Origin of the sequence: Kitasatospora sp. NBC_01560, assembly GCF_045208415.1 — a bacterium.
Taxonomy (GTDB): domain Bacteria; phylum Actinomycetota; class Actinomycetes; order Streptomycetales; family Streptomycetaceae; genus Kitasatospora.
In genome coordinates this window covers 7,184,742-7,206,516 of sequence record NZ_CP109364.1, presented here as the reverse complement: position 1 = coordinate 7,206,516, position 21,775 = coordinate 7,184,742, and the positions used below count along the sequence as shown (strand labels likewise).

Below are 21,775 nucleotides of genomic sequence, written 5' to 3'. Positions count from 1 at the left end.
TCCGGCGCGCGCCGCCCTGCGGGTGCCGACAGGTCTGTCCGGTGATCAGTCCGTCGTGGCGATCAGCGGCTGGAGCAGGATGTCGGGCTGGGCGCGCTGGAAGGCGTTCAGGTGCCACTTGTCGGCGAACAGGGCCAGCAGCACGCCGTCCGAGCGGCGGGTGAGCACCTCGCCGTTGGTCAGGCGGGCCTTGGCCAGGGCCGCGGCGCCGTCGGCGTCGGTGATCCGGGCCAAGCGGTAGGAGAGCTGGTCGAGGATGATCGGGGAGGAGAACTCGTGCTCCATCCGGTGCAGGATCACGTCGAACTGCATCGGGCCGACCGCAGCCATGACCGGTGCCTGATCGCCACGCCGGTTGGAGACCAGTACCTGGATCACGCCTTCCTCGTCGAGTTGGGCGACGCCCTTGCGGAACTGCTTGGAACGGCTGATGTCCTTGGGCCGCGCCACCGCGAAGTACTCGGGGGCGAAGGCGGGCAGCGCGGGGAACTCGGCCTTCCTGCCGGTGTAGAGGGTGTCGCCGACCCGCAGCGCGCTCGCGTTGATCAGGCCGACCACGTCGCCCGGGTACGCGGTGTCGACCACGGTGCGCTCGGCCCCGAAGACGGTGTGCGCGTACTTGGTCGCGAAGGAGCGACCGCTGAGCGCCCGCGTGACGTGCATGCCGCGCTCGAAGACGCCCGAGCAGACCCGGACGAAGGCGATCCGGTCGCGATGGGCCGGGTCCATGTTCGCCTGGATCTTGAACACCAGGCCGGAGAACTCCTCGCCGACCTCACGGCTGCCGCCCTTGGCCAGCGGACGGGGCCCGGGAGCCGGAGCGAGGTCGACCACGGCGTCCAGCAGGAGCTTCACACCGATGTTGGTCAGCGCGGCGCCGAAGAAGACCGGGCTGATCTTGCCGGCCTCGAAGGCCTCCTGGTCGTAGCCGGGGCCGGAGGAGAGCACCAGCTCCAGTTCCTCCAGCGCGGTCGTCCAGGCTTCGCCCTCCTGCTCGGCGGCCGTCTCGGAGGTGAGCTGCTCCTCAAGGGCGGCGTGCGTGCCGGCCGGCACCTTGGTGTAGCGCAGCATCTGCTCGGTGTTCCCCGCCTCGACCAGGCCGCGCAGGTCGCCCGCGGTGCCGACCGGCCAGACGACCGGGACGGGGGTGATCCCGAGGTGCGTCTCGATGTCCTCCAGCAGGGTGAGCGCATCCCGGCCGCGCCGGTCCCACTTGTTGATGAAGGTGATCACGGGGACGCCGCGATGGCGGCAGACCGCGAAAAGCTTGCGGGTCTGCTCCTCCAGGCCCTTCGCCGCGTCGACCAGCATGATCGCGCAGTCGACGGCGGCCAGCACCCGGTAGGTGTCCTCGGAGAAGTCGGCGTGGCCGGGGGTGTCGACCAGGTTCATCACGTGGTCGCGATAGCCGAACTGCAGTGCGGCCGAGGTCACCGAGATACCGCGCTCGCGCTCCAGCTCCATCCAGTCGCTGGTCACGCCGCGCCGGTCACCCTTGGCGTGCACCGCACCGGCGGACGTGATCGCCCGCGCGTGCAGCGCCAGCGCCTCGGTGAGCGTGGACTTGCCCGCGTCCGGGTGGCTGATCACGGCGAAGGTCCGTCGGCGGCCGGCCTCATTGAGGACCTGCAGGACGGGGACGGACTTTTCGGTGCTCATGTGTTTCCTCGGTACGCATCGGCAGCAGGCCGGGTGACGCCTCTCCGTACCTGGCGAGCCGGGGACCAGGTCCACAGGCCCGGGAAGCAATAATAGGGTGCCGGACGGCGTGACCCCGAAATCCCGTTCTCCGGCCGCTGCCCCGGCTCCGGCGGGGAGAACAGCCGAACTGCCCCGAGTCGAGGCCGAACCGGTCCAAGCTCCCCGGCCATGGGTTGCACCGACCCCGCTCGGAGCGGATCGTCAACCAAGGCCGGGGTCACCATCTCCCCGCACATCACCGTCACCCTGTGTCACCGGCCCTGGGTCAATGGTGCCGCACCGCGACGGTGCGGAGGGACGAGGGTGGTCGACACCCTCGGCGTACTGCCGGCCGTGATGGTCACCCCTGCGGACATCGGCGACCGCGCCGCAGCCCAGGTCCGCTCGCCCAGGCCGCCACCGCGCATTCGGCAGCCCAGGCGAGCACCCTGCGGCTGGGGTGTTCGGGATCGACTCCGACCACTACGGGACGCTGCCCGTCGGGGCTCATCACGTCTCCTCCCGTTGACAGGGAGCGGACCCGTCGGCACGCCGATTGCGCGCCGCACCGCGGGTAGCCCGCCGGAGCTGTCGGGGCCGCCTGCAACAAATCCGTACCCGATCAGCCGGCTCCCAGCGATTGCGGCGCCGGACGGTCACCGGGCGAGGAAACGGACGTGCTTCTACGGTATTCCCGAGCCGCTCGGACACCTGCCAGATCGCGGGGGCGAGAAACGGCCCGAGCGCTTATGGCAGCGCGCCGGGATCACATTGCGACTGCCACCTGGCGAAACCAACAAAAAAGGCCGCCCCGCATCACTGCGGAAACGGCCCATGCCCTGTATAAACGCTGATCCGAACAACAGGATTTGTACCTGTGCCCCCGGCACCCAAGTGGTCCCGCTATCCCCCGGCCGAAGGGCTGGGTTGGGATTTCGCGATCACGAGCCACAGAATCAGGGCTCCTGCTTCTCTGATCTGCATATGCACCTCCTCGCGATCGTCCTGTCCGGTAAGTTCTCCGGCTACTTTCCAGGATACTCCGGTAAAGCGCGCATTCGGGCCCGCCGGGTGCACGAATACCGTCGCGTCAGTTCACCACCGTAGCTGTCGGTCCGATCGAGCCGCCCGGGACAGACGCCGGCCGTGCGGCCGAAAGCCCGACGGGTCCAGCCGAACCGACTCCGCCGAGACCCCGGTCCCGCCGGGTGGCACTCAGTGGGGGTGCGCCGGCAGGACCCGCGGATCAGTATGCGGAACCACTTCGCAGATAGGTGCCCGCGACCTCAAGCCACGCCCCGGGGCTGAAGCAAACCTCGACCGCGTGCGGTGTGTCGTCGAAGACGCGCAGGATCCGCAGCGCTCCGCTCGGATGCAGGTCGTACTCGTAGGTGAGGCCGCCGGGGACGTCCTGGTACTGCATGTCCAACGGCCCCTTGGACGGCTCGGACGGTGACCTGGCCTCGACCGAGAGTTTCACGTAGACGGACATGTCTCCACCGTGCTTCCTGCCACCCGTACACCTCGTACGACGGGTGGCGCATCGGTCAGAACGATTTCGCCGGAAGGCTCGGAGCTGATGCCGGTGGCGACGGGGATCCGCTGCGCCGAGTCGGTGCCGCCGACCTCGACCGCCCGCACCGTGGCGGCACGGGCCGCGTCGAGGCTTGCCCGCGGAGGGACGACGAGCAGCGTGAAAGGACGCGATCACCCGCGTGATGATCATCGTGTCGTCCCCGAACGGGTACCAGTTGCTGTACACGGACCGGCCGTCGACGACCGGAGGGGCGGGGATGTCGTCCCACCCGTCCGTATCCAGGCCGATGCTCGTGACAGTACTCAGCTGCTCGGTCAGCCCGGGGACCAGGCCGGGCGGCTCGGCATCGACGTCACGGGAACGAGACCACCACGCGCCATCGAGCGTCCCCGCGCGCGACCGCGTCGTCTCCGGACTCAGCAGAACCGAAACCGGTCTTGCCGACTCGCGGAACCGGTCCGGCAGGAACGCCGGGAACGACGTGTCGCAGTCCTCCGCCATGGCCCGCCACCCATCTGCACGCCCGGGAAGAGCCCACTCACCAGGGGGGACGTCGCCGCGGACACCGGGCATCCGAACCACCCCGGTGTCCCCACCGTACTCCGACCGGTCGTCGCACTCTCCAGCCCGACCGGGTAGGGGTCGCGAGCCCAGCTCCCGCCGCGATCCGTGCAGGTCCGCACCGACCGGACCAGCAACCACGCTACTTCGGCCCGTTGCTTGCCGACTCGGCGCGAGCGAGTCAGAACGTCGCCGCGTCATCGAGCGGCTCGCCACCGTGGTGGGCGAGTGCAGCGCCGAGGCCCGGTACTGGGTCTGCGGGACGGCGTTCGAGCACCGCCCCGCAGGCCACCTCGACGGCGGCCGTCCGGAGTCCGGAGCAGCGGCGGAGGGTGCCCCGCATCGATCACCCTGTCCTACCCCGCCAGGTCGACGCGAAGGTGGGCGCAGCCGGCGGGCATGGTGGTGGCCAGGTCGGGAAGGAGATGGTTGGTGCGGGCGAGGACCGTACCGGATCGCAGGGGCGGGGACGGCGTCGGCGCCGTCCCGCGGCCGGGTGACGTCCCGAGGCCAACGACCGGCGTGATGCCGGACGGCGGTACGGAGGAGCGATGGCGCGACTCGTGGTGAAGGGCGATGACCTGATCGTCGACCTGTCGTGGTGGGAGAGGGCCGCGGCGCGTCGCCGTGAGGTCCGCGTGCCCGTGTCCGCGATCCATCAGGTGAGCGTCGAGCCCGACTGGTGGCGTGCTCTGCGCGGCGTGCGGGGACGGGGTACCTGGATTCCCGGCGTCCTGTCCTACGGCGTCCGTCCGCATCCCCTGGGGGAGGACTTTTCGGCCGTACGGGTCCGGGCCCGCCGGCCCGCCGTCTGCGTCGACCTGTGGCGCTCCTCGCCGTACGCCCGCTTGGCCGTCACCGACCCTGACCCCGACGGCACCGTACGGGCCGTCCGCACCGCCGCCGGCATCTGACCGCCACTCGAATCATCCCCCGACAACTCGGTAGCGGCTTCCAGACCAGCCCCCGGAGAACACGAATCAGTTGGGAGAAGCCCCAGCTCCCTCACGCTCGACACGGTCGGCGCGCACTTGATCGGCGGCAGATGAGTCAAGTGCGAACCCTCTGGCCAGAATCGTCAATCACGGCGAGCAACCATCCAGCCCATTGCGGCGATCGACAAATCCGACGTAAGGAGAAGAAGCGCATACAGCCACGGCTCGTGGCGCCGAGCAATCCCAGGCCCCCGCCGTCGAACCGTGAAAACCGTGAGGCGAATGTGAGAGGCAGGCTTCAGGAAGCGCCAGAGGCCGCTTCCCTGCGAACGAGAAAACGGCCTCTGACCTGCGACAATGGAGCGAACTCCAGTCGGGACGACAGGATTTGAACCTGTGCCCCCTTGACCCCCGGTCGCCCGGCCATAACCATCGCTGCACGTCAGACGGTAGACAGCCCGCGCTGTTCGTTCCGCGAAAGGCGACTCAGAGGCAATGGTGTGCAACGCTTGGCCCCCGGCAAGTCCCCACCGATCCCCCTTCCGCTGCACCCCTCAGCCACACTCCGTGGGCAACCGCATACAAGGAAGTGGCTCGGGACACTCAGTTCTCGAACTGTGCAAGAAGGCCCACCCCCGCGAGATCACCATCACGGCCAAGGCCCGAACGCGAGGCCATCACCGCCTGGCCCCGGGGCGCGCTCGGGGCCTCCTTCCTCCGCACACCGGGCCTTGGTGCGCCGCCCCGGGGCGCCGCTCAGCGACACCGATGAACGCCACCTCGGCGCGGCGAGCCGCGCGCGGGGTGGCCGGCGTGGCCCACCGCCGACCACCCCGCGCCCCGGCGCGGTCGCGTTCGCGGCCGGGCGCGCGCACGGTTGACCCATGGGCATCGTGGTTCTGCTGGAACTGGTCGAGCCGCTGGACACCCTCGTCCTGGGGATCGGCGACGACCAGGTCGATGCCATGTCGGTGCGGCAAGTACACGCCGCACCATCGGAGCCGAAGGCCACCGGCGGCCCGGGGGCGCTGACCGTGTGCGGAATGGACACCTCGTCCATGGTGGTCGACCGGTGGAGCCCGCAGCGGCCCGGACAGGGCTGGTATCCGCCGCGCTGGGCCGGGTACGTCTGCCTGACCTGCGACGCCGTCGCCCGCGCCTTCTGATCCGGGAGCGCGGCGGGCCGGCTCGGCCTAACGGGTTTCCGGCGGGCGGTCGCCGTGCTGCCCGGTGGTGTCGATGGCGTCGCGCAGGGCGGGCAGGTCGGTGAGGGCGGCCTGCTCGGCGAAGCGGGCGAGAAGCCGGCGCAGGACCCGCTCGTCGCGGTCGCGGACAGCTTCGGAGATGGCCGCCGCCAGCGACACCTGGGTGTCGGGGTCGGGGGTGCGCACCTGCCGCGCGGCCTGCTGCCCTTCCACCGCTCGCCTCCCGTCCATTCGTCGTCGTGGCCGCCGGACGCGGCGTCCTCCGTCCTGGCGCGGCTGCGGCGACCGGCCGCCCTGCCCTGCCCTGCGCTGCCCTGCGCGGGCCGAAGACTACCTCCCCGACCGACACCGCAAAATCTATGCCCGTCGGAGTAGACATTGCCGCACACCGTGGTTAGTGTTTCTCTCGTAGACGAGGTCGAGCGGTACCCGCCAGACACGAACTGGCGGGCAGCAGGTAAAGAAGTTCGCAGGTCGGCACGGTTGCAGGGCCCTGAAGCCAGGGATGGTGCATTAAGGCGACAGGACCGGCGACCGGGCCGGGCGGCCCGCAGGTATCAGGGGCCACCACCGAGCGGTACCGCAGTTCGGTAAGTGCATTACCAGCAGGTGAAGTTGAGTTGCGCAGTACCGGCAGTCGCAGTACGCGGTATCCCAGTGAAGGCGCCCAAGACTGCGGGCGCGCGTGCTGGGAGTCCGGCAGTGGGGTTCCAAGCCGAGCGGTTCAGCAGGACGGGCGACGGGGCTGGCTGCCGGAACCGGCGGACCACCAGGACCGCCACAGCAGCACCGGGTAGTTGGCACTACCACGCAGTTCGCAGTACCAGCAGCACCGCAGTTCCGAGCAGGTCGCAGTACCCGGTAGTGGAAGTACCCGCAGTTCGCAGTAATCGGTCAGTACAGAGGATGAACGGAGGGGACACAGCGCCATCAGGATCGCCCGGCCCGTGAGGCATCACCCGGGCGGATTCCGAAGACCCCAAGGCAAGGACGGTGGTTTCCGGTCACGCATACGCGATCCCCGCACGCCCCCTCCCCCGGGGCGAGGCGGACATGAGGAAGTCGGCCACAGGCCGACAGATGGTGTAAAACCCTTCGGGGCCCCGGGAGCCGAAACGGCCCCGGGGCCCCTCAGCGCGCCCCCGGACAACAACAAGAAGAGGTGCAGTGACCACGGCAACCATCCGACCCCACACCCCCGACGCCGTCAGCTCGTTCGACGATGACGACTACCCCGCCTACACCATGGGCCGCGCCGCCGAGATGACCGGCACCACCCCCGGCTTCCTGCGCTCGCTCGGCGAGCAGGGCCTCATCACCCCCCTGCGCTCCGACGGCGGTCACCGCCGCTACTCCCGTTACCAGCTTCGGATCGCGATGCGCGCCCGCGACCTCGTCGACCAGGGCACCGCCGTCGACGCCGCCTGCCGCATCATCATCCTCGAAGACCAACTTGAGGAAGCCCTGCGCATCAACGAGCAGCTCCGCCGCTCCCCACACGGCCAGGAACCCTCCGCCGACACCTGACCCAGCCATCCAGGCCGACGAAACCGGCCCGCGGTGAGCAGGTGCTCACCGCAGGCCGCCCGGGACACGAGCCCCTTGGTTCCGGTTCGCCGGCCGACCGCTCTCCACCGGCCCGGCCGCCCGACACCCTGCTTCACGGCGCGGACCACGCAGACCGCTTCCGCGCAGGGGGATTCCAGGTTCGCGTGAGGCCGCACCGGCCCGGCGCATCCGCTGGTAGGGGCGAAGCGCGCTGCGGGCGGATACCGCGATGGCCGGCGCGTCGGCGCCGACGCGCCGGGCCTAGAAGCTGAGCAGGCCGATGGCGTGGCCGTCGTGGTCCACCACCGGCCACACGACCAGGCCGCGGGAACGCATGGCGGCGGCCGCAGTGGCGGCGGACATGTCGGCGGTGGCGAACGGGGCCCGGTCGAGGACGATGTCGCGCACCGGGGTGCGCTCGGTGGACCGGGAGCGGGTCTGGAACGGCGCCAGGTGCAGGCGGGTCAGCAACCCCGCGCAGCGGCCGTCGTCGTCGCGAACCAGGAGGTGGTCGGCACCGGAGCTCTGCAGGATGTCCATCGCCATGTCGACCATGACGTCGTCGCTGATCTGCAGCTCCGGGCAATTCATGAGGTCGCCGACCGTGGCGGTGGTCGCGGGGCGTTCGAGGGTGATGGTCATGGGCAGACTCCTTCGCGTATCCACCGCCGGGACCGGCGGTAGTCAGGGCACTGGCGGTGGAACGGCCGGCGGGTGGGCCGGAGCGGGCCGAGACTGCTCTGCGCTTGGTGGGTGGTGGGGGCCCGGACTGCGGCGGCAGTCCGAGCCCCCACGTACGCGCTAGGCGGCGAGGGCGACGCGGCGGGGTGCCCGGCGGCGGCCGGAGGAGCCCTGGTTGTCGCGGCCTGTGGCGGTTGCGCGGGCGTCGGATCCCGCGTAGGCGGGGCGGCTGCGGCGGCCGCGGCTCGTGGACGCGCTGCGGCGGGGGCGTTCGACGACGGGGGCCGCGATCACGGTGGGGATGCCGGTGGGCACGCGGGCGCCGGTGATGCGGGCCAGTTCCTCGTCGCCGGCGCTGACCCGGGTGGTGACGGGGGTGATGGCGGCCGTGGTCATCATGCGGGCCATCTCGCGGCGCTGGTTGGGCAGCACCAGCGTGACGACGGTGCCGGACTCCCCCGCGCGGGCGGTGCGCCCGCCGCGGTGCAGGTAGTCCTTGTGGTCGCTGGGCGGGTCCAGGTTGACGACCAGGTCGAGCCCGTCGACGTGGATGCCGCGTGCGGCGACGTTGGTCGCGATCAGCGCGGTGACCTGGCCGTTGCGGAACTGCTCCAGGGTGCGGGTGCGCTGGGGCTGGGACTTGCCGCCGTGCAGGGCCGCGGCCTTCACCCCGTTCGCGAGGAGGTCCTCGACCAGGCGGTCCGCGCCGTGCTTGGTGTCAATGAACATGATCACCCCGCCGTCACGGGAGGCGATGTGGGCGATCGTGGCGTTCTTGTCGAAGTTCTGCACGTGCAGCACGTGGTGCTCCATGGTGCTGACCGCCCCGGCGGACGGGTCGACCGAGTGGGTGACCGGGTCCTTGAGGAAGCGCCGCACCAGGCGGTCGACGTTGCGGTCCAGGGTGGCGGAGAACAGCATCGTCTGGCAGCCCTCGGCGACCTGGGCGAGGAGTTCGGTGACCTGCGGCAGGAAGCCCATGTCGGCCATCTGGTCGGCCTCGTCGAGCACCGTGATGCCGACCCCGTCCAGCTGGCAGTCGCCCCGCTGGATCAGGTCCTTGAGCCGGCCGGGGGTGGCCACCACGACCTCCGCACCCCGGTTCAGCGCCTGCGCCTGGCGGCCGATCGACATTCCGCCCACCACCGTCGCCATCCGCAGCCGAACCGCGTGGGCGAACGGGGTGAGGGCATCGGTGACCTGCTGCGCGAGCTCACGGGTGGGAACCAGCACCAGGGCCAGCGGCCGGCGCGGCTCGGCCTTCTGCCCGGCGGTGCGGGCCAGCACGGCGAGGCCGAACGCGATGGTCTTTCCGGAGCCGGTGCGGCCACGTCCGAGGACGTCACGGCCGGCCAGCGAGTTCGGCAGCGTCGCGGCCTGGATCGGGAACGGCGCGGTGACGCCCTGCCGGGTCAGCACCGACAGCAGCGCCTTCGGCATGTCCAGCTCGTCGAACGACTCGACGGCCGGCAGCGCCGGGGTGGTGCTCACCGGCATCGCGAACTCGCCCTGAGCGGACGAGCCCTGACGGGAGCTCCGGCCGCCGGCGGGCCGGTCGCCGTAGAAGGAGCTGCCGCCGGAGCGGGATCCGTAGGAGCGGGCGGAGGCCGAGGAGCGGGAGTTGGCGTTCTGGTACGGGGAGCGACTGGAGCGGTTCATGCGAAACCTTCCTGGGACGGCACGTCGCGAGGCGACTCCGCAGCGCGTGGCGCCGGCAGGAGGCCTTGAGGGAACGGGCCGAAAGTATGGGGAGCGGGGCGTGGACGGTGAAACCGTGCGGCACGTCACCTCAGGTCGACGCTCACCGCGGAGGGCGGGAGCGAAGATCCTCGAACCGTGGGATGTCACGGCAGGGCGCCGATCCGGACGCGGCGCTGGGCGTCTCGCGTGGGAATGGCCGCCGGTGGCGGAGCCAGGGGGCCTGAACGGCCGGGGAACGCGTGGTGGAGCAATGCCGAGGGGCCCGCACCGGGCATCATGTACGCGGTGCGGGCCCCTCGCTACCAGGCGGGTGCCGTGGCAGAAACTACAGCGGACGAATGTTCTCGGCCTGCGGGCCCTTCTGGCCCTGCGTGACGTCGAACTCGACCTTCTGGCCCTCGAGCAGCTCACGGAAGCCGTTGGCGTTGATGTTCGAGTAGTGGGCGAACACGTCAGGACCGCCACCCTCCTGCTCGATGAAGCCGAAGCCCTTTTCCGCGTTGAACCACTTCACAGTGCCATTAGCCATAAAGAAATCTCCTTCAAGGGGCTGTCCGAAACCCGCACAGCGCGCGTCTCGAGTCGCCGCGATGAGCACCCACCCGGGGAAGAGCCGGGAAACAAAAAGGCGCCTGCGATACATCAGCAGGCGCACACAAAGTTCATGGGAACCACTACTGCAACTAAACCGACTCTAGCAGGCCCCAGCCCGCCACGGGCGGATATTTCACCCCCGGTTCCGCGAGGCCCTTCCCCGGGGCCGCCGATCGCGAGGCACCGGGACCATCAACACACTTGGAGAGAAGCCTCGTTGAGCATGCCTCCCGCCCTGTCGGCGCTGCCGACTCCAGGGATGGGGAGGGCGGTCGACTCGGGCGCGGAGCGCCTGCCCCGGCCGCGAACAGCGAGGCGCCACGCCCGCCGGCGCCATCCGGGGGCCCGCTGGACAGCGCGCGGGCGTTCCTGTCGAACTCCGAAATTGAATGCTCCGGAAGGACCCGCTCTCGCGATTTCCGGCGCATACTGCAGGGAATGACGAAATCTGCAGCAGTCCGCCGCGTCCTGCCCACCAGCCCCTTCAAGGCCCGGATCGAAGCACCGCGCAAGCACTTCGCCGTCGGCGACCGCGTCACTCACGACCAGTACGGCCTCGGCCGGGCCATCGGCGTGGAAGGCGACAGCGACATCGCGGTACTCGTCGACTTCGGATCGCGGCGGGAACGCATCACCCAGCCCTACGCCGCCATGTTCAAACTCTGACCCAGGACGCACGCGGCTCCCGGCCGAGCGCGCCGCACCGCGCATGGCGCGGAGACACCGCCGCGCGCCCCTGAATCGTCGCGCCGGTCCGCCGTCCAGGAGCGCGCACCCAACCAGGTCGAACAGGCACCCCCGATCCCGTCCCGGGCCGCACCGGCGACAAATCTGTGTCCCGGACCGCAGGCGAACGGGGGCGCCACCGCTCGGTGGCGCCCCCGTTCTGCCCGCCGCGCGAAAGCCGGACGCCCGGCGTCGCCCGGCCTGTATCCACACGCATGCTCGGGCGCCTCATCGTGGACCTCCTCACCGCGTCGACGAACAGACCGTCATCGGGACGGGCATCGGGGCGGCCGCGCTGACCGTGGCCAGCCTGGCCGGCTCACTGCGAGCTGTCCTCGACGACTCTCTCGGCGGAGTGTCCGGGTCAGCTCCGGTCGGGGAGGCGGGGCGTGGGGCGGCCGTTGACGTTCGGGTCTGCGACCGGTGCGCCGGTCGTCGAAGCCGTCGAAGTCGCTGTGGGCGCCACGGAGTGCTGGAGGGACCGTAGGATGGCCAGCCCCTGGCTGGCGATGCCGGCCGCGATCTGGTTCACCCCGTCGGTGCCGTTCAGGACGGTCAGATCGGCGCCCGCCATGCCCCGGGCCGCTGCGTCGGCGAGTACGGGGAGGGCCTCCACGATCCGGTTGGCCGCGATCAGCTCCTGGTTGCCGTCCCGCAGTGACGCCGCGCGGGCGGCGTTGGCGTCCGCCTGGGCCTGGGCCAGGGTCCGTTCGGTGTAGGCGCCGGCGTCGGCCTCGAACTTCACCCGGTCGCGGTCCGCCTCGGCCAGCGTCCGCTTCCGGTAGGCCTCGGCGTCGGCGGGGCGCCGCACCTCCGCCTCCAGCCGCTGCGCCGTGAGCGCCGCATTGCGCTGCGCGAGGGCGGTCTGTTCCTCGGTGACCTCCTGGGTGGCCCGTGCCTCGGCGAGCGGCCCGGCCTGGGCGGCGCGCGCCCTGGACTGCTCGGTCTCCGCGAGGAAGCCGGCCCGCTTGATCGCGGTGTCCCGCTCGTACTCGGCCTTGAGCGCGGCGGCCTGCTGCTCCCGTTCGCTCGCCTCCTGGTCGGCCTTGGCCTGGGCGATCCGGGCCTGACTGGCCACCGCCGCCGCGTGCGGCGCGGCGAGGTTGTCGATGTAGCCGGTGGCGTCCTCGATCTCCTGGATCTGCAGGGCGTCCACCACGATGCCGAGCTTCTCCATCTCGCCGTGACTGCCCGCCATGACTTCCTGGGCGACCCGGCTGCGTTCCCTGATGATCTGCTCCACGGTCAGCCCACCGATGATGGAGCGCAGGTGGCCTGCGAATATCCGTCCGACCAGTTCCTGCATCTGGTTCTGCTCGGACAGGAAGCGCCGGGCCGCGTTGGCGATCGACACGGCGTCGTCGCCGACCTTGAAGACGCAGACCGCGCGGACGGTGAGCCGGATGCCCTGCTGGGTGACGCAGTCCTCCGCGATCTCCGCCTCCTGCAGGGCCAGGGACAGCATGCGGGCCTTCTGCTTGACGGGAACAACGAAGCTCCCGTGGCCCGTGACGATCCGGAACTGGGTGTCCTGCGACTGCCGCTTGGAACCGGAGATGAGCATGGCCTCGTTGGGCGCGGGCACGTGCCAGAACAACATGACGAACCACCTGACCTGCAACAGCTCGACGAGGGCCGCGGGGCCGCCGAACTCAGGGCGGCAACGGCTCGACGAGCACCGACCGGGCGGAGATCGTGTCGATCACGACCACCCGGGTGTTGACCGCGACCGGCCCGGCGGACCAAGCCGCGAACACCTCCGACCCACCGCGCAAGCCGACCAGCACCTCGCCCGGCCCGCCCGTCGGGATCGGCACCGTAACCCTCCCGACGGCTCCGACCGGGCTTTGCTGGGAGTCATCGGCCACGTACATCACACCTCGTGCCGTGCGACACGACGGCGCAGTGGGCGGCCGGAACACGAACGGCCACGGGCGGCACCCCTCCTGGAGGCACCGGGCCCCCGGTCGAGTCCTTCGGCAGAATGCCTGCGAGCAGGGCGCGCGGCGCGACCGCCCCGACCCCACCCACGGTACTCCGGCCGCAGCAGGGAGGCGTTTCTCGGGTACCCGCCCGGATCTCCGGCCCGGGAGTCCCGGTCAGGAGCCGGCCGGGCCCGGCGCAAGGCGTAGCGCAGGTGGCGCTCGTTCCGGATCAAGGTCCGGTCCAGCAGCTCGTGGCGGCAGGTCTGCACCCAGCGCTCCATGAGGGAGTTCATCCGCGGTACGAGGATCTCCACGTCCTTCTCGCCGTCGCTCATCGGCAGCAGCCGCAGGGCCGCGAACGCGTTGGTGACAGTCAAGTACGCCAGACGAAGGAACACGAGTGATCATCCCGCCCCAGCCACCAAGCAGGTCCCTGAGCTGCATGGATGGCATTCTCGGCAGGCGCAGTGTCGGGGGTGAAGGCGAATTCCTGGTCCATGGCCTCGTCTGGGGCCTTGGCGCGATCCGGGAGTCCGTCCCGGGCGGCGCCATGGTGGCCGGGGGCGCGACGGCAACTGCGGACATGGGCGCCGGCCGGCCACTGGCTCGGGGTACCCAGGGACTGAGTTGGGCGTCGGGATCCACGCGCGATGGGAGCCCCTCCGATCCGGCAGGTGGAGCGGTTCGCCATGGGCCGAAGGGCTGGGTGGAGAGCCGCCGCTGGGCAACGTGGTGTGCCCAGCGGCGGGTCCCTGGGAGCGAGCCGGGTGTCCGCGCCTCTAACCGGTCGTGCTAGTCGTCGGTGGCGATCACGGAGATCGGCTCGGTGGAGGCCTGCTCCTGGTAGCCGGACTCCTCCTGGTAGGGCTGGCCGTCGGGGGTGGGGTGGTTGTTGTCGGCGATGGCTTCGAAGAGGTTGGCGAGCTGCTGCTTGCTTTCCTCCTGGCTGAGGCCGCCGTGCTTGGCGGGATCCCAGGGGCCGCTGGAGTGGGAGGGGAGGTTGCCGTAAGTGCCGCCGCCGGTGAAACCGGGGCGGCTGACGCCGGCGCTGGCGTGGCCGATGGTGCTGCCGCCGAGGGTGCCGTACGAGTCGGCGGCGGCGCTGCCGGCAGCTGCCGTGATGGCTGCGGCCGTCAGGAGCGCGGTGGTCAGGATCTTGGAAACGGTGTGGATCATGACCGGTCAACTGGCGCGTCGGGCGCGGGGTCACGCCCGGGAAGTGATGAAAAGGGCCGCACACGAGTGATTGGGACCTGGAGCCGACGCGGCGAGCGACGTCCTCGTCGCGGACGTCGAAGCCCTCCGCGCGGAGCCGGGCGAGGGCAGCGTGCAGGTAGCGGGTGTTGGACAGAACCCGGGGCGTTGAGGACCAGGCCGAGCGCGCCACCGCCCGCGGCCCGGTGGAGTCCGCCCTGGAAGCGGAAGCGCCGCCGGGTGGCGTACGGGTGTTGGGGGTCAGGACGCGGTGACGTCCAGCATGGCGGTCTTGCTGTCCTCGGGGGCGGTGAAGTCGACCTCGATGTGGACGTCGCTGCCCAGGCGCGGGGCCGCGGTGCTGCTCCAAGCGCCGGGGCTGTCGACGTGCCCCGCGCAGGCCAGGGACTGCGTCGTACTGCCCAGTGGGGTGCCGGTGGCGAGGTCGGCCGCGGTGACGTGGACGGTGGCGGTGCCGGTGGGGCTGTCGTACTGGTAGCCGCCGGACAGCTCCGTGCTGCTGCTGGTGGTGGTGACGCCGTCGAGGGACACCTCGTCGAGGTGTCCCTCGACCAGGGCGGCGCCTGCCGAGGCGAGTGTGCTGCCGAGCAGCCCGCGCATGGTCACCGTGATGGTGATGTCACTGCCCCAGGTGCCGCCAAGCCCGAGGAGGCCGGTGCTGACGCTGCCGCTGACGGGTGCGCCGGTGGTGGCACCGAGACAGGTGATGAGGGCCAGGCCCGTTGCACTGTGGCCGAGCTCGTCGCTGGCCCGGACAGTCAGGGTGTCGGCGACGCCTCCCGTGCAGGAGTAGGTCCCGGACCAGGAGAGGGAGCTTCCCGAGGTGTGGGCGGCGGTGATCTGCACGCCCCTCCCGGCAGGCTCGGCGGCCCGCGCCACCCCCGTGGCCGACCCGGCCAGTACCAGTGTTGCCGCACCGACCGCCCCTGCCGTCAGGCGGGTTCGGCGTACGGAGGTGTTCTTAGGGTGCCGCCGCAGTAGAACTCACCGTTGCGCTGGATGCTGACGGTGCAGGGGTGCTGGAGGAGCTGGGCGGGGCCGCCGCCGACGATGGCCTGGGCGCCGGGCGCGCACGCCAGCGTCAAGAGCAGGGCGGTGACCAGCGAGGCGACAGCGGTCAGGGACCTGCCAAGGTGGTGACGTTGCGCCGAGAAGCGATGGCCGAGTGTCATCGGATGATCACGGCAGTGAACCTGCCAATTCTGAAGACCCGGCCGGTGGCCGGGACGTGAACCCCCGGCCACCGGCCGCTCCAGGCGTCCCGGAGGGCTCGCCGGTCCACGGCCGGCGCACTGTCTCGCCGGCAGGCCGTAGCGGCCGGGGATCAGTGCTTGAGGTCGATCTTGCCTTGTCCGGCCATGGCGCCGACGCCCATCTCGGCTCCGCCGCCGACGAAGGAGCCGATGTACTCGCCGTCCAGGCCCCAGAGGTTGATGTTGAACATGGCTGCGGTGGTGGTCGCCTCGAAGCGGGTGGTCCAGCCCTCGTAGTCGCGCAGGTGGCCGTTGAGCCACAGGGTGCCCCAGACGTCTCCGGCTCCGGCGCTCAGACCGCCTCCGGCACCGGTGATCTCGTACTCGACGCCGCGGTCGTCGGTGAAGTCCCCGGAGAAGCCGCCCCCGAGGACCGAGAAGGAGTGCACGGACCCGGAGTAGGAGTACTTCTTGTGGACGATCACGGCCTGCCCGCCGATCAGGTCGGGGTCGATGGCCCGCCGGGCCGTGATCAGGTCGAGGTGGGACTCGGCGGCCCGGCTGTAGTGCTCGGCCAGCGTCGGGTGGGCGGTGTCGTGGATGCTCATGGCGAAGGGCCTCGATTCGTCGCGGGCGCGGGTGGGTGCGGGTGTGTACGGTGGCTTGATCGTCCCAGCCGGCCCCGGGCCACCTCCGCACGGTCAGGCGTGACCGGGACGTCGGGCAAGCGGAGTTGACGCCCGCGGCGCCCTGCCGGCGGACCGGTCGGCCGTGATCGCGCGCCGGGCACCAGGTCCTTGGTCACTCGAAGGAGTGGCCATCGACGCGAAGGCGAAGAGTGCCCTCTCCATCACTTTGAGTCATGGCACGATCTTGTGCGTGCCGTTCCGACCGCGGACCCACGGCGCCGCGCCGTGCCCGGCACGCCCCGACCGATCGAACCACCTCAGGAGAAGCCAGTGCCCGGCCACAGCGGCAGCAACAACCTCACCGGCAACCGTCCCTACAACTACCAGCCCTCCGCGAAGGAGAAGCAGGCACAGGAGGACGAGGGCAAGACGTTCTACGTCACCGTCACCGGCGGCGACAAGGACGTCCTCGACACCCTCATCTCCGAGCGGAACCCCGAGTACTCCGACCACGAGCGCGCCAACCTGCTGGACCGCCAGGACGAGACGTTCACGGTCGCCTACGCGAGCCGGGACGCCGCCGAGCGTGCCGTCGGCCTGTTCGAGACGGCGGGTGCCCAGGTCGAGACGGAGGACAAGGACACCAGGCTCTGACCGCGCCCCGGAGCCGGTCCAAGTCGGGGCTCAGGCAGGGCGATGGCCTCGCTGGTGCTGGTTGCCGCCACGTGGCCGGCACCGTCCGGCGGCGTCGCGGTGTTCGCCTGGGGCCGGTTGCGGAAGGCAGGACCTGGGCGGAGCGGCGTCCCTAACTCGCAGCCTTGATGGCATGGTGACGCTCTCCCATGGAGAGATCCACAGGAGGCCGGCGCCGAGCCGGCGAGGGAGGGGGATGGCATGTTCGAGATCACGCCCGAGCCGGTGAGCGTCGAGGTGGACGTCGACGTCGAGACCGACATGGCGATCGAAATCGACGAGGACTCTGACTTCTGGACCGAAAAGGAGATGTGACTCCACTCTTCCCGGCGTCAGCAGCAGCGCCGGACTCGGCCAGGGCGAGACCCAGCTCGCCAGGTCCGATCTGCACTGGCACCGGCGGGCACTGGCCCCGGCACACTGAGCCACCGTGCCCCGCCCGCAGGCGGGCGGTTGCTGACGAGCAGGGTTTCGCAATCCGGGCCTTCGGCGGTGCCGGTGGCCGTCCTACTTGGCGCCGATGACGTCCTTCGGCGCCACCGCCCCGCCGTCTGGTCGGTGTTCGGGCTGCCCGCCGCGATCCTTACCGGCGACGCCATGCTCTCCCTGGCGATGCGGGTCCTGTCCGAGGCCCCCGCGCCTGTCGGTGCGGCGGGCCCGGGGTGGCTGGACGACGCGGTGCAGCAGCTCGTCGAAGGCGAGTTCGCCGACACCGCGGCCGAGGGCCGCGACGACGTCACCCTGACCGAGAGCATGGCCACGGCGGAGGCCAAGACGAGCTCCCTGATCGCCCTGTCCTGCGCGCTCGGGGCGCTCGCCGGCGGCGCGGACCCAGCCCGGACCGCGCAACTGCGCCGGTTCGGCCACCACGCGGGAGCGGCGTTCCAACTCGTCGCAGAACGACGTCGTCTCCCTGGTCAAGGAGAGCAACCAGCACTCGGTCAACAACCTCGTCCACATCCTGCGCGACCAGAACGGCGGCACCCTGCAGGAGGCCGTCGACACCGCCCACACCATGGCCACCGGCCTGACCGGCAACATCTTCCGCGCGCGGCGCGAGCTCCCGGAGATGATGGACGTCTTCCGCCTCGACCACCACGAGCGTGACAGCGTCCAACGCTGGTTCGAAGGCGTCCTGCTGGCCCTGGGCGGCTGCATGAAGTGGCAGGAGATCACCCACAACCGCTACCTGCGCTACACCACCGCCATCGCCGACATCGACCTCGCCGCCCCCGGCGCCAACCCCGCCTACCTCGCCGACCTGCTCCCCGACAACCGGATCCAGCACCTCGACACGTCACGTACCTGAACCCCCGGGCCTGCCCCACCGAGCGAAACGTTCCGGCCGCCGTCCCAACGGCGCACAGCGACACCGGCCGGGTCCAACTCGCCTGTCAGCGGTCGCGTGCCGGGCGCTGAGGGGTGGCTCCGCCGGCAAGAAGAAGTCGCTGCAACAACGGCGCGCAGGACCGCGCGGTGGTGCCGTCCCCTCGGCCCGCACCACAAGTACCGGTAAGGAACATCACCCCTTCGGGTGGCCTCGAAGACAGGGCCTGGCGGGCCCCGGGGACGCCTGGAACGATCCGCTGTGGCGATCGGCACGGTCGCCGTCCGGCGCGTGCGACACACGCGGCGGACCGACTCGACTCGCAGTGGAGGAACCATGCCTACCGGCACCGTGTCGGGCTACAACCCGTTCAAGGGCTACGGCAGCGTCGTCGGCGACGACGGCGAGGTCTACACCTTCGTCCGCAGCCAGGTTCGTCGGGGCGCCAATCTCACGGAGCACATGCGGGTCTCGTTCGAGGTCGTCAACGGCCAGGCGGCCGGCATCGACCAGGCCATCGACTGAACGGACCCGCACAGCGGACCCGGACCGTGATCCATCCGCTGGTGACTCGTTGGTCCGGTTGCCCCCGAAGCCTTCGAGAGATGAGAGCACTGTGCCCGAGATCGATGAGTTCGCCGACGAGCAGCCCGAGTTGACCGTCCACAGGGTCGCAGACCCGCAGGGCGGCGGCGAAGACCCCGCCGAGGACGCGGACGGCCGGGAGTCCGGCCCGCAGGCCCGCACGCGCGCCGACGGCATGATGTCCCAAGGCCAGATGTAGCCGACACCGGGCGGGGCCGCCTCACGGTGACCCCGCCCGCCCGCCTGTCCCAGACCGTGCGGGTCCGCACTGCGGAAGGGACGTCATCAGCTGGTGATCATCGTCATCCAATCGGGCGGAACCTGCCGTTTCGATGCGGGACCGGCGGCCGCGATCGACCAAGATCGCCACATGAGCCGCCCCCTGACGCGACGTCATCTTTGCGGCGCCGCAGCGGCCGCCGGCACCACCGCCCTCCTCGGTGGCGGCACCGCGGCATCCGCCGCCCGGGCTGTGACAACGCCTACCGGCCCACCCGGTACAGCTGCCCCGAAGGGCAGTGGTTCAACGAAGAAGCCCGCCCCACTGCGCAGTGCGACTGGCTGGACAACGTCTACTCCAACGCGCCCACCGGTGCGACCACGTTGACCACCACCCCGGCGCGCCTGCAGAAGCTGCCGTTGAAGGTCGTGGGCCTGAAGGCGACCGTTGTCGCCGAGGCGAGTGCGACTCCTCGGACCGGGGGGATCCGACTCAGAGGACCTCGGCGGTGAAGGGGCTGGGGGTGCTCTGGTTGTGGAGCGCGGTTACCTTGACGGTGAACTTCCCGGTTTGGGTGCCGGCGGTCAGGGCAGGGGCGGTGGCGTTGCCGTCACGGTCGCTGGGCACGTCGGCGTGGACCTGGCGGGCGGGGAAGTGGGAGCCGGTGGTGCCCTGGACGGCGAAGCGGATCAGCACCCCTTCCTTGGGCGCTCCGTTGTCGGTGACCAGGACCTGGAGGGGGCTGTCGAAGTCGGCGCCGGGCTTGGCCTGCTGGTTCTGGAGGTCGGCGCTGGTCGGGGAGAGGGTGACCGGCCCGGTGTAGGCGGGCTTGGCCGGTTCGGCCGCGGTGACCTGGGCGGTGTAGGTGACCGGCTTGACGGCCGCGTCGGTGGCGGCGGTCACGGTGACCGTCACGGTGCCGGGGGTGGGGCCCGCGGTCAGGGCCGGGGCATGGGCGCGGCCGGTGGCGTGGTCGGTGACGGCCAGCGCCGTCGTGGTGCCACCGGCGAACTGCGACCCGGTGGCGCCGGTGATCTCGAAGCGGACGGTGACGGGGCCGAGCGGAGAGCCGGACGCGTCCTGTGCCTCGACGCCGAGGCTGCGGGCGAACACGGTCCTCGGTGCGGCCTTCTGCTGGTCCACGTCGGGCAGCGGTACCAGGGCGGCCACCTTGGGCGGCGCGATCTGGAGGTCGACCACGGTCTGGTTGTTGGCGGGAACCGTCTCGCCCGGGTAGACCGCCGTCAGCTTCGCCCGGTGCGGTCCGGGCGTGGCGGTGCCGGTGGCGCGGAGCTTGAACAGCGCGTCCCAGGTCCCGCCGGACGGCAGGCAGGACCCGGCCGGCCAGGTGTGCTCGGCGGTGCGGGCGCCGGTGTCGGCGGTGACGACGCCCTCGGGCAGTTCCAGGCGCAGCCGGACGTAGCTCGCCTGGGCGGCGCCCGGGCCGTGGCTGTGGACCTGGGCCTTGAGGTCGAAGGCGGTGCCGCGGGCGATGGGGCCGGGCAGGCGGGTGAAGGAGACGGACAGGTCGGCGGGTGCGGGCCCGGCGGGGATGGCGGCCGCGTCCGGGATGGCCAGGAGGCGGTCGCCGTCGGTGATGTAGAGGATTCCCGAGGGGCTCAGTGCCAGGGCGGTGGGGTTCTGCAGTTGGGCGGCGGTGGCAGGGCCGCCCTCGCCGAGGTGCCCGTAGGTGCCGGTTCCGGCGATGGTGTGGATGTTCCCGTCCGGGGTGACGCAGCGGATGCGGGCGTTGCCGGTGTCCGCGATGAACAGGGTGGTTCCGGCCGCGTCCACCGCGACGCCTGCGGGGTGGCTGAGCTGGGCCTTGGTGGCCGGGCCGCCGTCGCCGCCGTGGCCGCGGGACCCCGAGGTGCCCGCGACGACGGAGAACTCGCCGCTGGGGGTGATCCGGCAGATGACGCTCTCGCCCTGGTTGGCGAAGTAGACGTTGCCGGCGGCGTCCAGGGCGATGCCGTTAGGGTTGAACACCTTCTCCTTGCGCACCCCGGCGGGCACCTCGTCGGCTCCGCTCACCAGCGTGTGGAGGACACCGTCGGGGGTGATCCGGCGGACGAAGTCGGTGCCTTCGGTGAAGTACACGCTGCCGTCGGCCGGGCTCACCACGACGCCGTTGACCCATCCGATCCGTGCGTCCTTGGCCGGAGCCCCGTCGCGGGGCGGGGCCTCGCTCGTGCCGCTGGTCATCAGATGGACCCGGCCGCTGGGCGCTTGGATCTTCATCAGCCGGCAGTGCGCGTCCGCCGTCGCGGTCCCGAGGTAGGTGTTGTGGTCGGCGTCGATCGCCAGTCCGCCCGGGTAGGGCAGTCCCGCGTCCTGGATCAGGGCGTTCTCCACCGGTGGCACGGCGCTGCCGTTGCCCGCGACGACGGAGTTCGGGAAGGTGTCGATCCTCCCGATGTGCCCGGGGGCCGCGACCCGGCCGGGCTCCACCGGGGTGGGCCCGCCGGGCACGGCGACGGCCACGCGGATCTGCCCAGCGTGAGTGGAGGCATCGGGCTGGTCGGTGAAGTAGACGTCCCCGGACTTGGCGTGGACGGCAACGGCCGTGTAGCGGTAGGCGTTCATGGGTGATGGCTCCCCTGCGATGAGTTGCGATGGCGGGCATCCGGGAGGCGACCCCGACACCCGGTGTTACATGGCGGCCGACCGGTCCGCCGCCGGCACCTCAGCCTGTTCCGGGCCGAACGGGCCTCGTGCGAAGGCCGGTTGCCCGGACCGATCCCGGGTTGGTTCTTGGCTCGGGGCAGGCCGATGGGCAGGTACCTGGCCGACACGCCCCACCCGAACCCCGCGGGCGTC

Annotated in this window: 22 protein-coding genes and 5 pseudogenes; 10 read left to right on the top strand and 17 right to left on the bottom strand. The window is 71.0% G+C overall.

The annotated features are described in order from the left end of the window. Positions 1-45: 45 nt before the first annotated feature. From OH807_RS31320 to OH807_RS31305, 4 genes and pseudogenes are all read right to left on the bottom strand, one after another. Positions 46-1,659, bottom strand: a complete 1,614-nt coding sequence (locus tag OH807_RS31320; RefSeq protein ID WP_406205634.1) for a peptide chain release factor 3 — start codon at positions 1,657-1,659, stop codon at positions 46-48. Positions 1,660-2,926: 1,267 nt separating this feature from the next. After that, positions 2,927-3,172 carry a hypothetical protein gene (locus OH807_RS31315; RefSeq protein WP_406211470.1) on the bottom strand — a complete coding sequence of 82 codons (246 nt, stop codon included), beginning with the start codon at positions 3,170-3,172 and terminating at the stop codon, positions 2,927-2,929. 279 nt (positions 3,173-3,451) lie between these two features. Then, positions 3,452-3,718: pseudogene (locus OH807_RS31310) on the bottom strand (DUF5994 family protein); the annotation flags it as partial. 241 nt (positions 3,719-3,959) lie between these two features. Further along, a complete protein-coding gene (locus OH807_RS31305) occupies positions 3,960-4,121 on the bottom strand; it encodes a hypothetical protein (RefSeq protein WP_406205632.1) in 162 nt (53 codons plus the stop codon). A gap of 208 nt (positions 4,122-4,329) precedes the next feature. Here OH807_RS31305 and OH807_RS31300 point away from each other — a divergent pair, with 208 nt between their 5' ends. Together OH807_RS31300 and OH807_RS31295 are read left to right on the top strand one after the other, a co-directional pair. Continuing rightward, the gene (locus OH807_RS31300; protein WP_406205629.1) at positions 4,330-4,692 is read left to right on the top strand and encodes a hypothetical protein; all 363 of its coding nucleotides are present in this window, start codon (positions 4,330-4,332) and stop codon (positions 4,690-4,692) included. A 905-nt stretch (positions 4,693-5,597) separates the two neighbouring features. Continuing rightward, a complete protein-coding gene (locus OH807_RS31295) occupies positions 5,598-5,879 on the top strand; it encodes a hypothetical protein (protein ID WP_406205626.1) in 282 nt (93 codons plus the stop codon). A 27-nt stretch (positions 5,880-5,906) separates the two neighbouring features. On the opposite strand, the gene OH807_RS31290 is transcribed toward OH807_RS31295, so the two are convergent. Continuing rightward, positions 5,907-6,131, bottom strand: coding sequence for a hypothetical protein (locus tag OH807_RS31290; protein WP_406205623.1), 225 nt, complete (start codon positions 6,129-6,131; stop codon positions 5,907-5,909). Between the two features lie 1,032 nt (positions 6,132-7,163). Between OH807_RS31290 and OH807_RS31285 the strand changes: the two genes are divergently transcribed. Then, positions 7,164-7,445: a MerR family transcriptional regulator gene (locus tag OH807_RS31285; protein ID WP_406211291.1), complete on the top strand. Its 282-nt coding sequence runs from the start codon at positions 7,164-7,166 to the stop codon at positions 7,443-7,445. A 282-nt stretch (positions 7,446-7,727) separates the two neighbouring features. Here OH807_RS31285 and OH807_RS31280 read toward each other — a convergent pair whose 3' ends face one another. From OH807_RS31280 to OH807_RS31270, 3 genes are all read right to left on the bottom strand, one after another. Then, entirely contained in the window at positions 7,728-8,108 is a 381-nt protein-coding gene (locus OH807_RS31280) for a CBS domain-containing protein (RefSeq protein ID WP_406205620.1), read from the bottom strand. A gap of 159 nt (positions 8,109-8,267) precedes the next feature. After that, a complete protein-coding gene (locus OH807_RS31275) occupies positions 8,268-9,806 on the bottom strand; it encodes a DEAD/DEAH box helicase (protein WP_406205617.1) in 1,539 nt (512 codons plus the stop codon). A gap of 367 nt (positions 9,807-10,173) precedes the next feature. After that, positions 10,174-10,377 carry a cold-shock protein gene (locus tag OH807_RS31270; protein ID WP_030918248.1) on the bottom strand — a complete coding sequence of 68 codons (204 nt, stop codon included), beginning with the start codon at positions 10,375-10,377 and terminating at the stop codon, positions 10,174-10,176. Positions 10,378-10,880: 503 nt separating this feature from the next. Between OH807_RS31270 and OH807_RS31265 the strand changes: the two genes are divergently transcribed. After that, positions 10,881-11,108 carry a hypothetical protein gene (locus OH807_RS31265; protein WP_209415310.1) on the top strand — a complete coding sequence of 76 codons (228 nt, stop codon included), beginning with the start codon at positions 10,881-10,883 and terminating at the stop codon, positions 11,106-11,108. Between the two features lie 424 nt (positions 11,109-11,532). Here OH807_RS31265 and OH807_RS31260 read toward each other — a convergent pair whose 3' ends face one another. The 8 genes and pseudogenes from OH807_RS31260 to OH807_RS31225 form a co-directional block, all read right to left on the bottom strand. Continuing rightward, positions 11,533-12,768 carry an SPFH domain-containing protein gene (locus OH807_RS31260; RefSeq protein WP_406205614.1) on the bottom strand — a complete coding sequence of 412 codons (1,236 nt, stop codon included), beginning with the start codon at positions 12,766-12,768 and terminating at the stop codon, positions 11,533-11,535. A 52-nt stretch (positions 12,769-12,820) separates the two neighbouring features. Continuing rightward, entirely contained in the window at positions 12,821-12,985 is a 165-nt protein-coding gene (locus tag OH807_RS31255; RefSeq protein ID WP_406205611.1) for a hypothetical protein, read from the bottom strand. A gap of 302 nt (positions 12,986-13,287) precedes the next feature. Continuing rightward, a pseudogene (locus OH807_RS31250) lies at positions 13,288-13,401 on the bottom strand (integrase); the annotation flags it as partial. 484 nt (positions 13,402-13,885) lie between these two features. After that, positions 13,886-14,269, bottom strand: a complete 384-nt coding sequence (locus OH807_RS31245; protein WP_406205609.1) for a hypothetical protein — start codon at positions 14,267-14,269, stop codon at positions 13,886-13,888. 91 nt (positions 14,270-14,360) lie between these two features. Further along, positions 14,361-14,514: pseudogene (locus tag OH807_RS31240) on the bottom strand (Tn3 family transposase); the annotation flags it as partial. A gap of 34 nt (positions 14,515-14,548) precedes the next feature. Next, positions 14,549-15,154: a hypothetical protein gene (locus tag OH807_RS31235; RefSeq protein ID WP_406205607.1), complete on the bottom strand. Its 606-nt coding sequence runs from the start codon at positions 15,152-15,154 to the stop codon at positions 14,549-14,551. Positions 15,155-15,240: 86 nt separating this feature from the next. Continuing rightward, positions 15,241-15,480 carry a hypothetical protein gene (locus OH807_RS31230; RefSeq protein ID WP_406205604.1) on the bottom strand — a complete coding sequence of 80 codons (240 nt, stop codon included), beginning with the start codon at positions 15,478-15,480 and terminating at the stop codon, positions 15,241-15,243. A gap of 152 nt (positions 15,481-15,632) precedes the next feature. After that, entirely contained in the window at positions 15,633-16,109 is a 477-nt protein-coding gene (locus OH807_RS31225; protein WP_406205601.1) for a hypothetical protein, read from the bottom strand. A gap of 351 nt (positions 16,110-16,460) precedes the next feature. Here OH807_RS31225 and OH807_RS31220 point away from each other — a divergent pair, with 351 nt between their 5' ends. The 6 genes and pseudogenes from OH807_RS31220 (at position 16,461) to OH807_RS31195 (ending at position 18,934) form a co-directional block, all read left to right on the top strand. Beyond that, positions 16,461-16,784: a hypothetical protein gene (locus OH807_RS31220; RefSeq protein WP_406205598.1), complete on the top strand. Its 324-nt coding sequence runs from the start codon at positions 16,461-16,463 to the stop codon at positions 16,782-16,784. 531 nt (positions 16,785-17,315) lie between these two features. Then, positions 17,316-17,657, top strand: a pseudogene (locus OH807_RS31215) (polyprenyl synthetase family protein); the annotation flags it as partial. 79 nt (positions 17,658-17,736) lie between these two features. After that, positions 17,737-17,784, top strand: a pseudogene (locus OH807_RS31210) (hypothetical protein); the annotation flags it as partial. A 54-nt stretch (positions 17,785-17,838) separates the two neighbouring features. After that, positions 17,839-18,132, top strand: a complete 294-nt coding sequence (locus OH807_RS31205) for a hypothetical protein (RefSeq protein ID WP_406211469.1) — start codon at positions 17,839-17,841, stop codon at positions 18,130-18,132. Between the two features lie 354 nt (positions 18,133-18,486). After that, on the top strand, positions 18,487-18,675 hold the full coding sequence (locus OH807_RS31200; RefSeq protein ID WP_406205596.1) for a cold-shock protein: 189 nt from the start codon (positions 18,487-18,489) through the stop codon (positions 18,673-18,675). A 91-nt stretch (positions 18,676-18,766) separates the two neighbouring features. Beyond that, a complete protein-coding gene (locus tag OH807_RS31195; protein WP_406205593.1) occupies positions 18,767-18,934 on the top strand; it encodes a hypothetical protein in 168 nt (55 codons plus the stop codon). Positions 18,935-19,447: 513 nt separating this feature from the next. Here OH807_RS31195 and OH807_RS31190 read toward each other — a convergent pair. Further along, positions 19,448-21,541 (bottom strand): hypothetical protein, encoded by a 2,094-nt coding sequence (locus OH807_RS31190; RefSeq protein ID WP_406205591.1) that lies wholly within the window; start codon positions 21,539-21,541, stop codon positions 19,448-19,450. Positions 21,542-21,775: the final 234 nt, after the last annotated feature.

What these genes read in the sequence shown, in the direction of transcription:
- OH807_RS31190 (WP_406205591.1), bottom strand. Translation starts at nt 21,541, where the DNA reads ATGAACGCCTACCGCTACACGGCCGTTGCCGTCCACGCCAAGTCCGGG.
- OH807_RS31320 (WP_406205634.1), bottom strand. Translation starts at nt 1,659, where the DNA reads ATGAGCACCGAAAAGTCCGTCCCCGTCCTGCAGGTCCTCAATGAGGCC.
- OH807_RS31285 (WP_406211291.1), top strand. Translation starts at nt 7,164, where the DNA reads ATGGGCCGCGCCGCCGAGATGACCGGCACCACCCCCGGCTTCCTGCGC.
- OH807_RS31305 (WP_406205632.1), bottom strand. Translation starts at nt 4,121, where the DNA reads ATGCGGGGCACCCTCCGCCGCTGCTCCGGACTCCGGACGGCCGCCGTC.
- OH807_RS31200 (WP_406205596.1), top strand. Translation starts at nt 18,487, where the DNA reads ATGCCTACCGGCACCGTGTCGGGCTACAACCCGTTCAAGGGCTACGGC.
- OH807_RS31245 (WP_406205609.1), bottom strand. Translation starts at nt 14,269, where the DNA reads ATGATCCACACCGTTTCCAAGATCCTGACCACCGCGCTCCTGACGGCC.
- OH807_RS31315 (WP_406211470.1), bottom strand. Translation starts at nt 3,172, where the DNA reads ATGTCCGTCTACGTGAAACTCTCGGTCGAGGCCAGGTCACCGTCCGAG.
- OH807_RS31300 (WP_406205629.1), top strand. Translation starts at nt 4,330, where the DNA reads ATGGCGCGACTCGTGGTGAAGGGCGATGACCTGATCGTCGACCTGTCG.
- OH807_RS31230 (WP_406205604.1), bottom strand. Translation starts at nt 15,480, where the DNA reads ATGACACTCGGCCATCGCTTCTCGGCGCAACGTCACCACCTTGGCAGG.
- OH807_RS31260 (WP_406205614.1), bottom strand. Translation starts at nt 12,768, where the DNA reads ATGTTGTTCTGGCACGTGCCCGCGCCCAACGAGGCCATGCTCATCTCC.
- OH807_RS31225 (WP_406205601.1), bottom strand. Translation starts at nt 16,109, where the DNA reads ATGAGCATCCACGACACCGCCCACCCGACGCTGGCCGAGCACTACAGC.
- OH807_RS31270 (WP_030918248.1), bottom strand. Translation starts at nt 10,377, where the DNA reads ATGGCTAATGGCACTGTGAAGTGGTTCAACGCGGAAAAGGGCTTCGGC.
- OH807_RS31205 (WP_406211469.1), top strand. Translation starts at nt 17,839, where the DNA reads ATGGCCACCGGCCTGACCGGCAACATCTTCCGCGCGCGGCGCGAGCTC.
- OH807_RS31265 (WP_209415310.1), top strand. Translation starts at nt 10,881, where the DNA reads ATGACGAAATCTGCAGCAGTCCGCCGCGTCCTGCCCACCAGCCCCTTC.
- OH807_RS31280 (WP_406205620.1), bottom strand. Translation starts at nt 8,108, where the DNA reads ATGACCATCACCCTCGAACGCCCCGCGACCACCGCCACGGTCGGCGAC.
- OH807_RS31295 (WP_406205626.1), top strand. Translation starts at nt 5,598, where the DNA reads ATGGGCATCGTGGTTCTGCTGGAACTGGTCGAGCCGCTGGACACCCTC.
- OH807_RS31275 (WP_406205617.1), bottom strand. Translation starts at nt 9,806, where the DNA reads ATGAACCGCTCCAGTCGCTCCCCGTACCAGAACGCCAACTCCCGCTCC.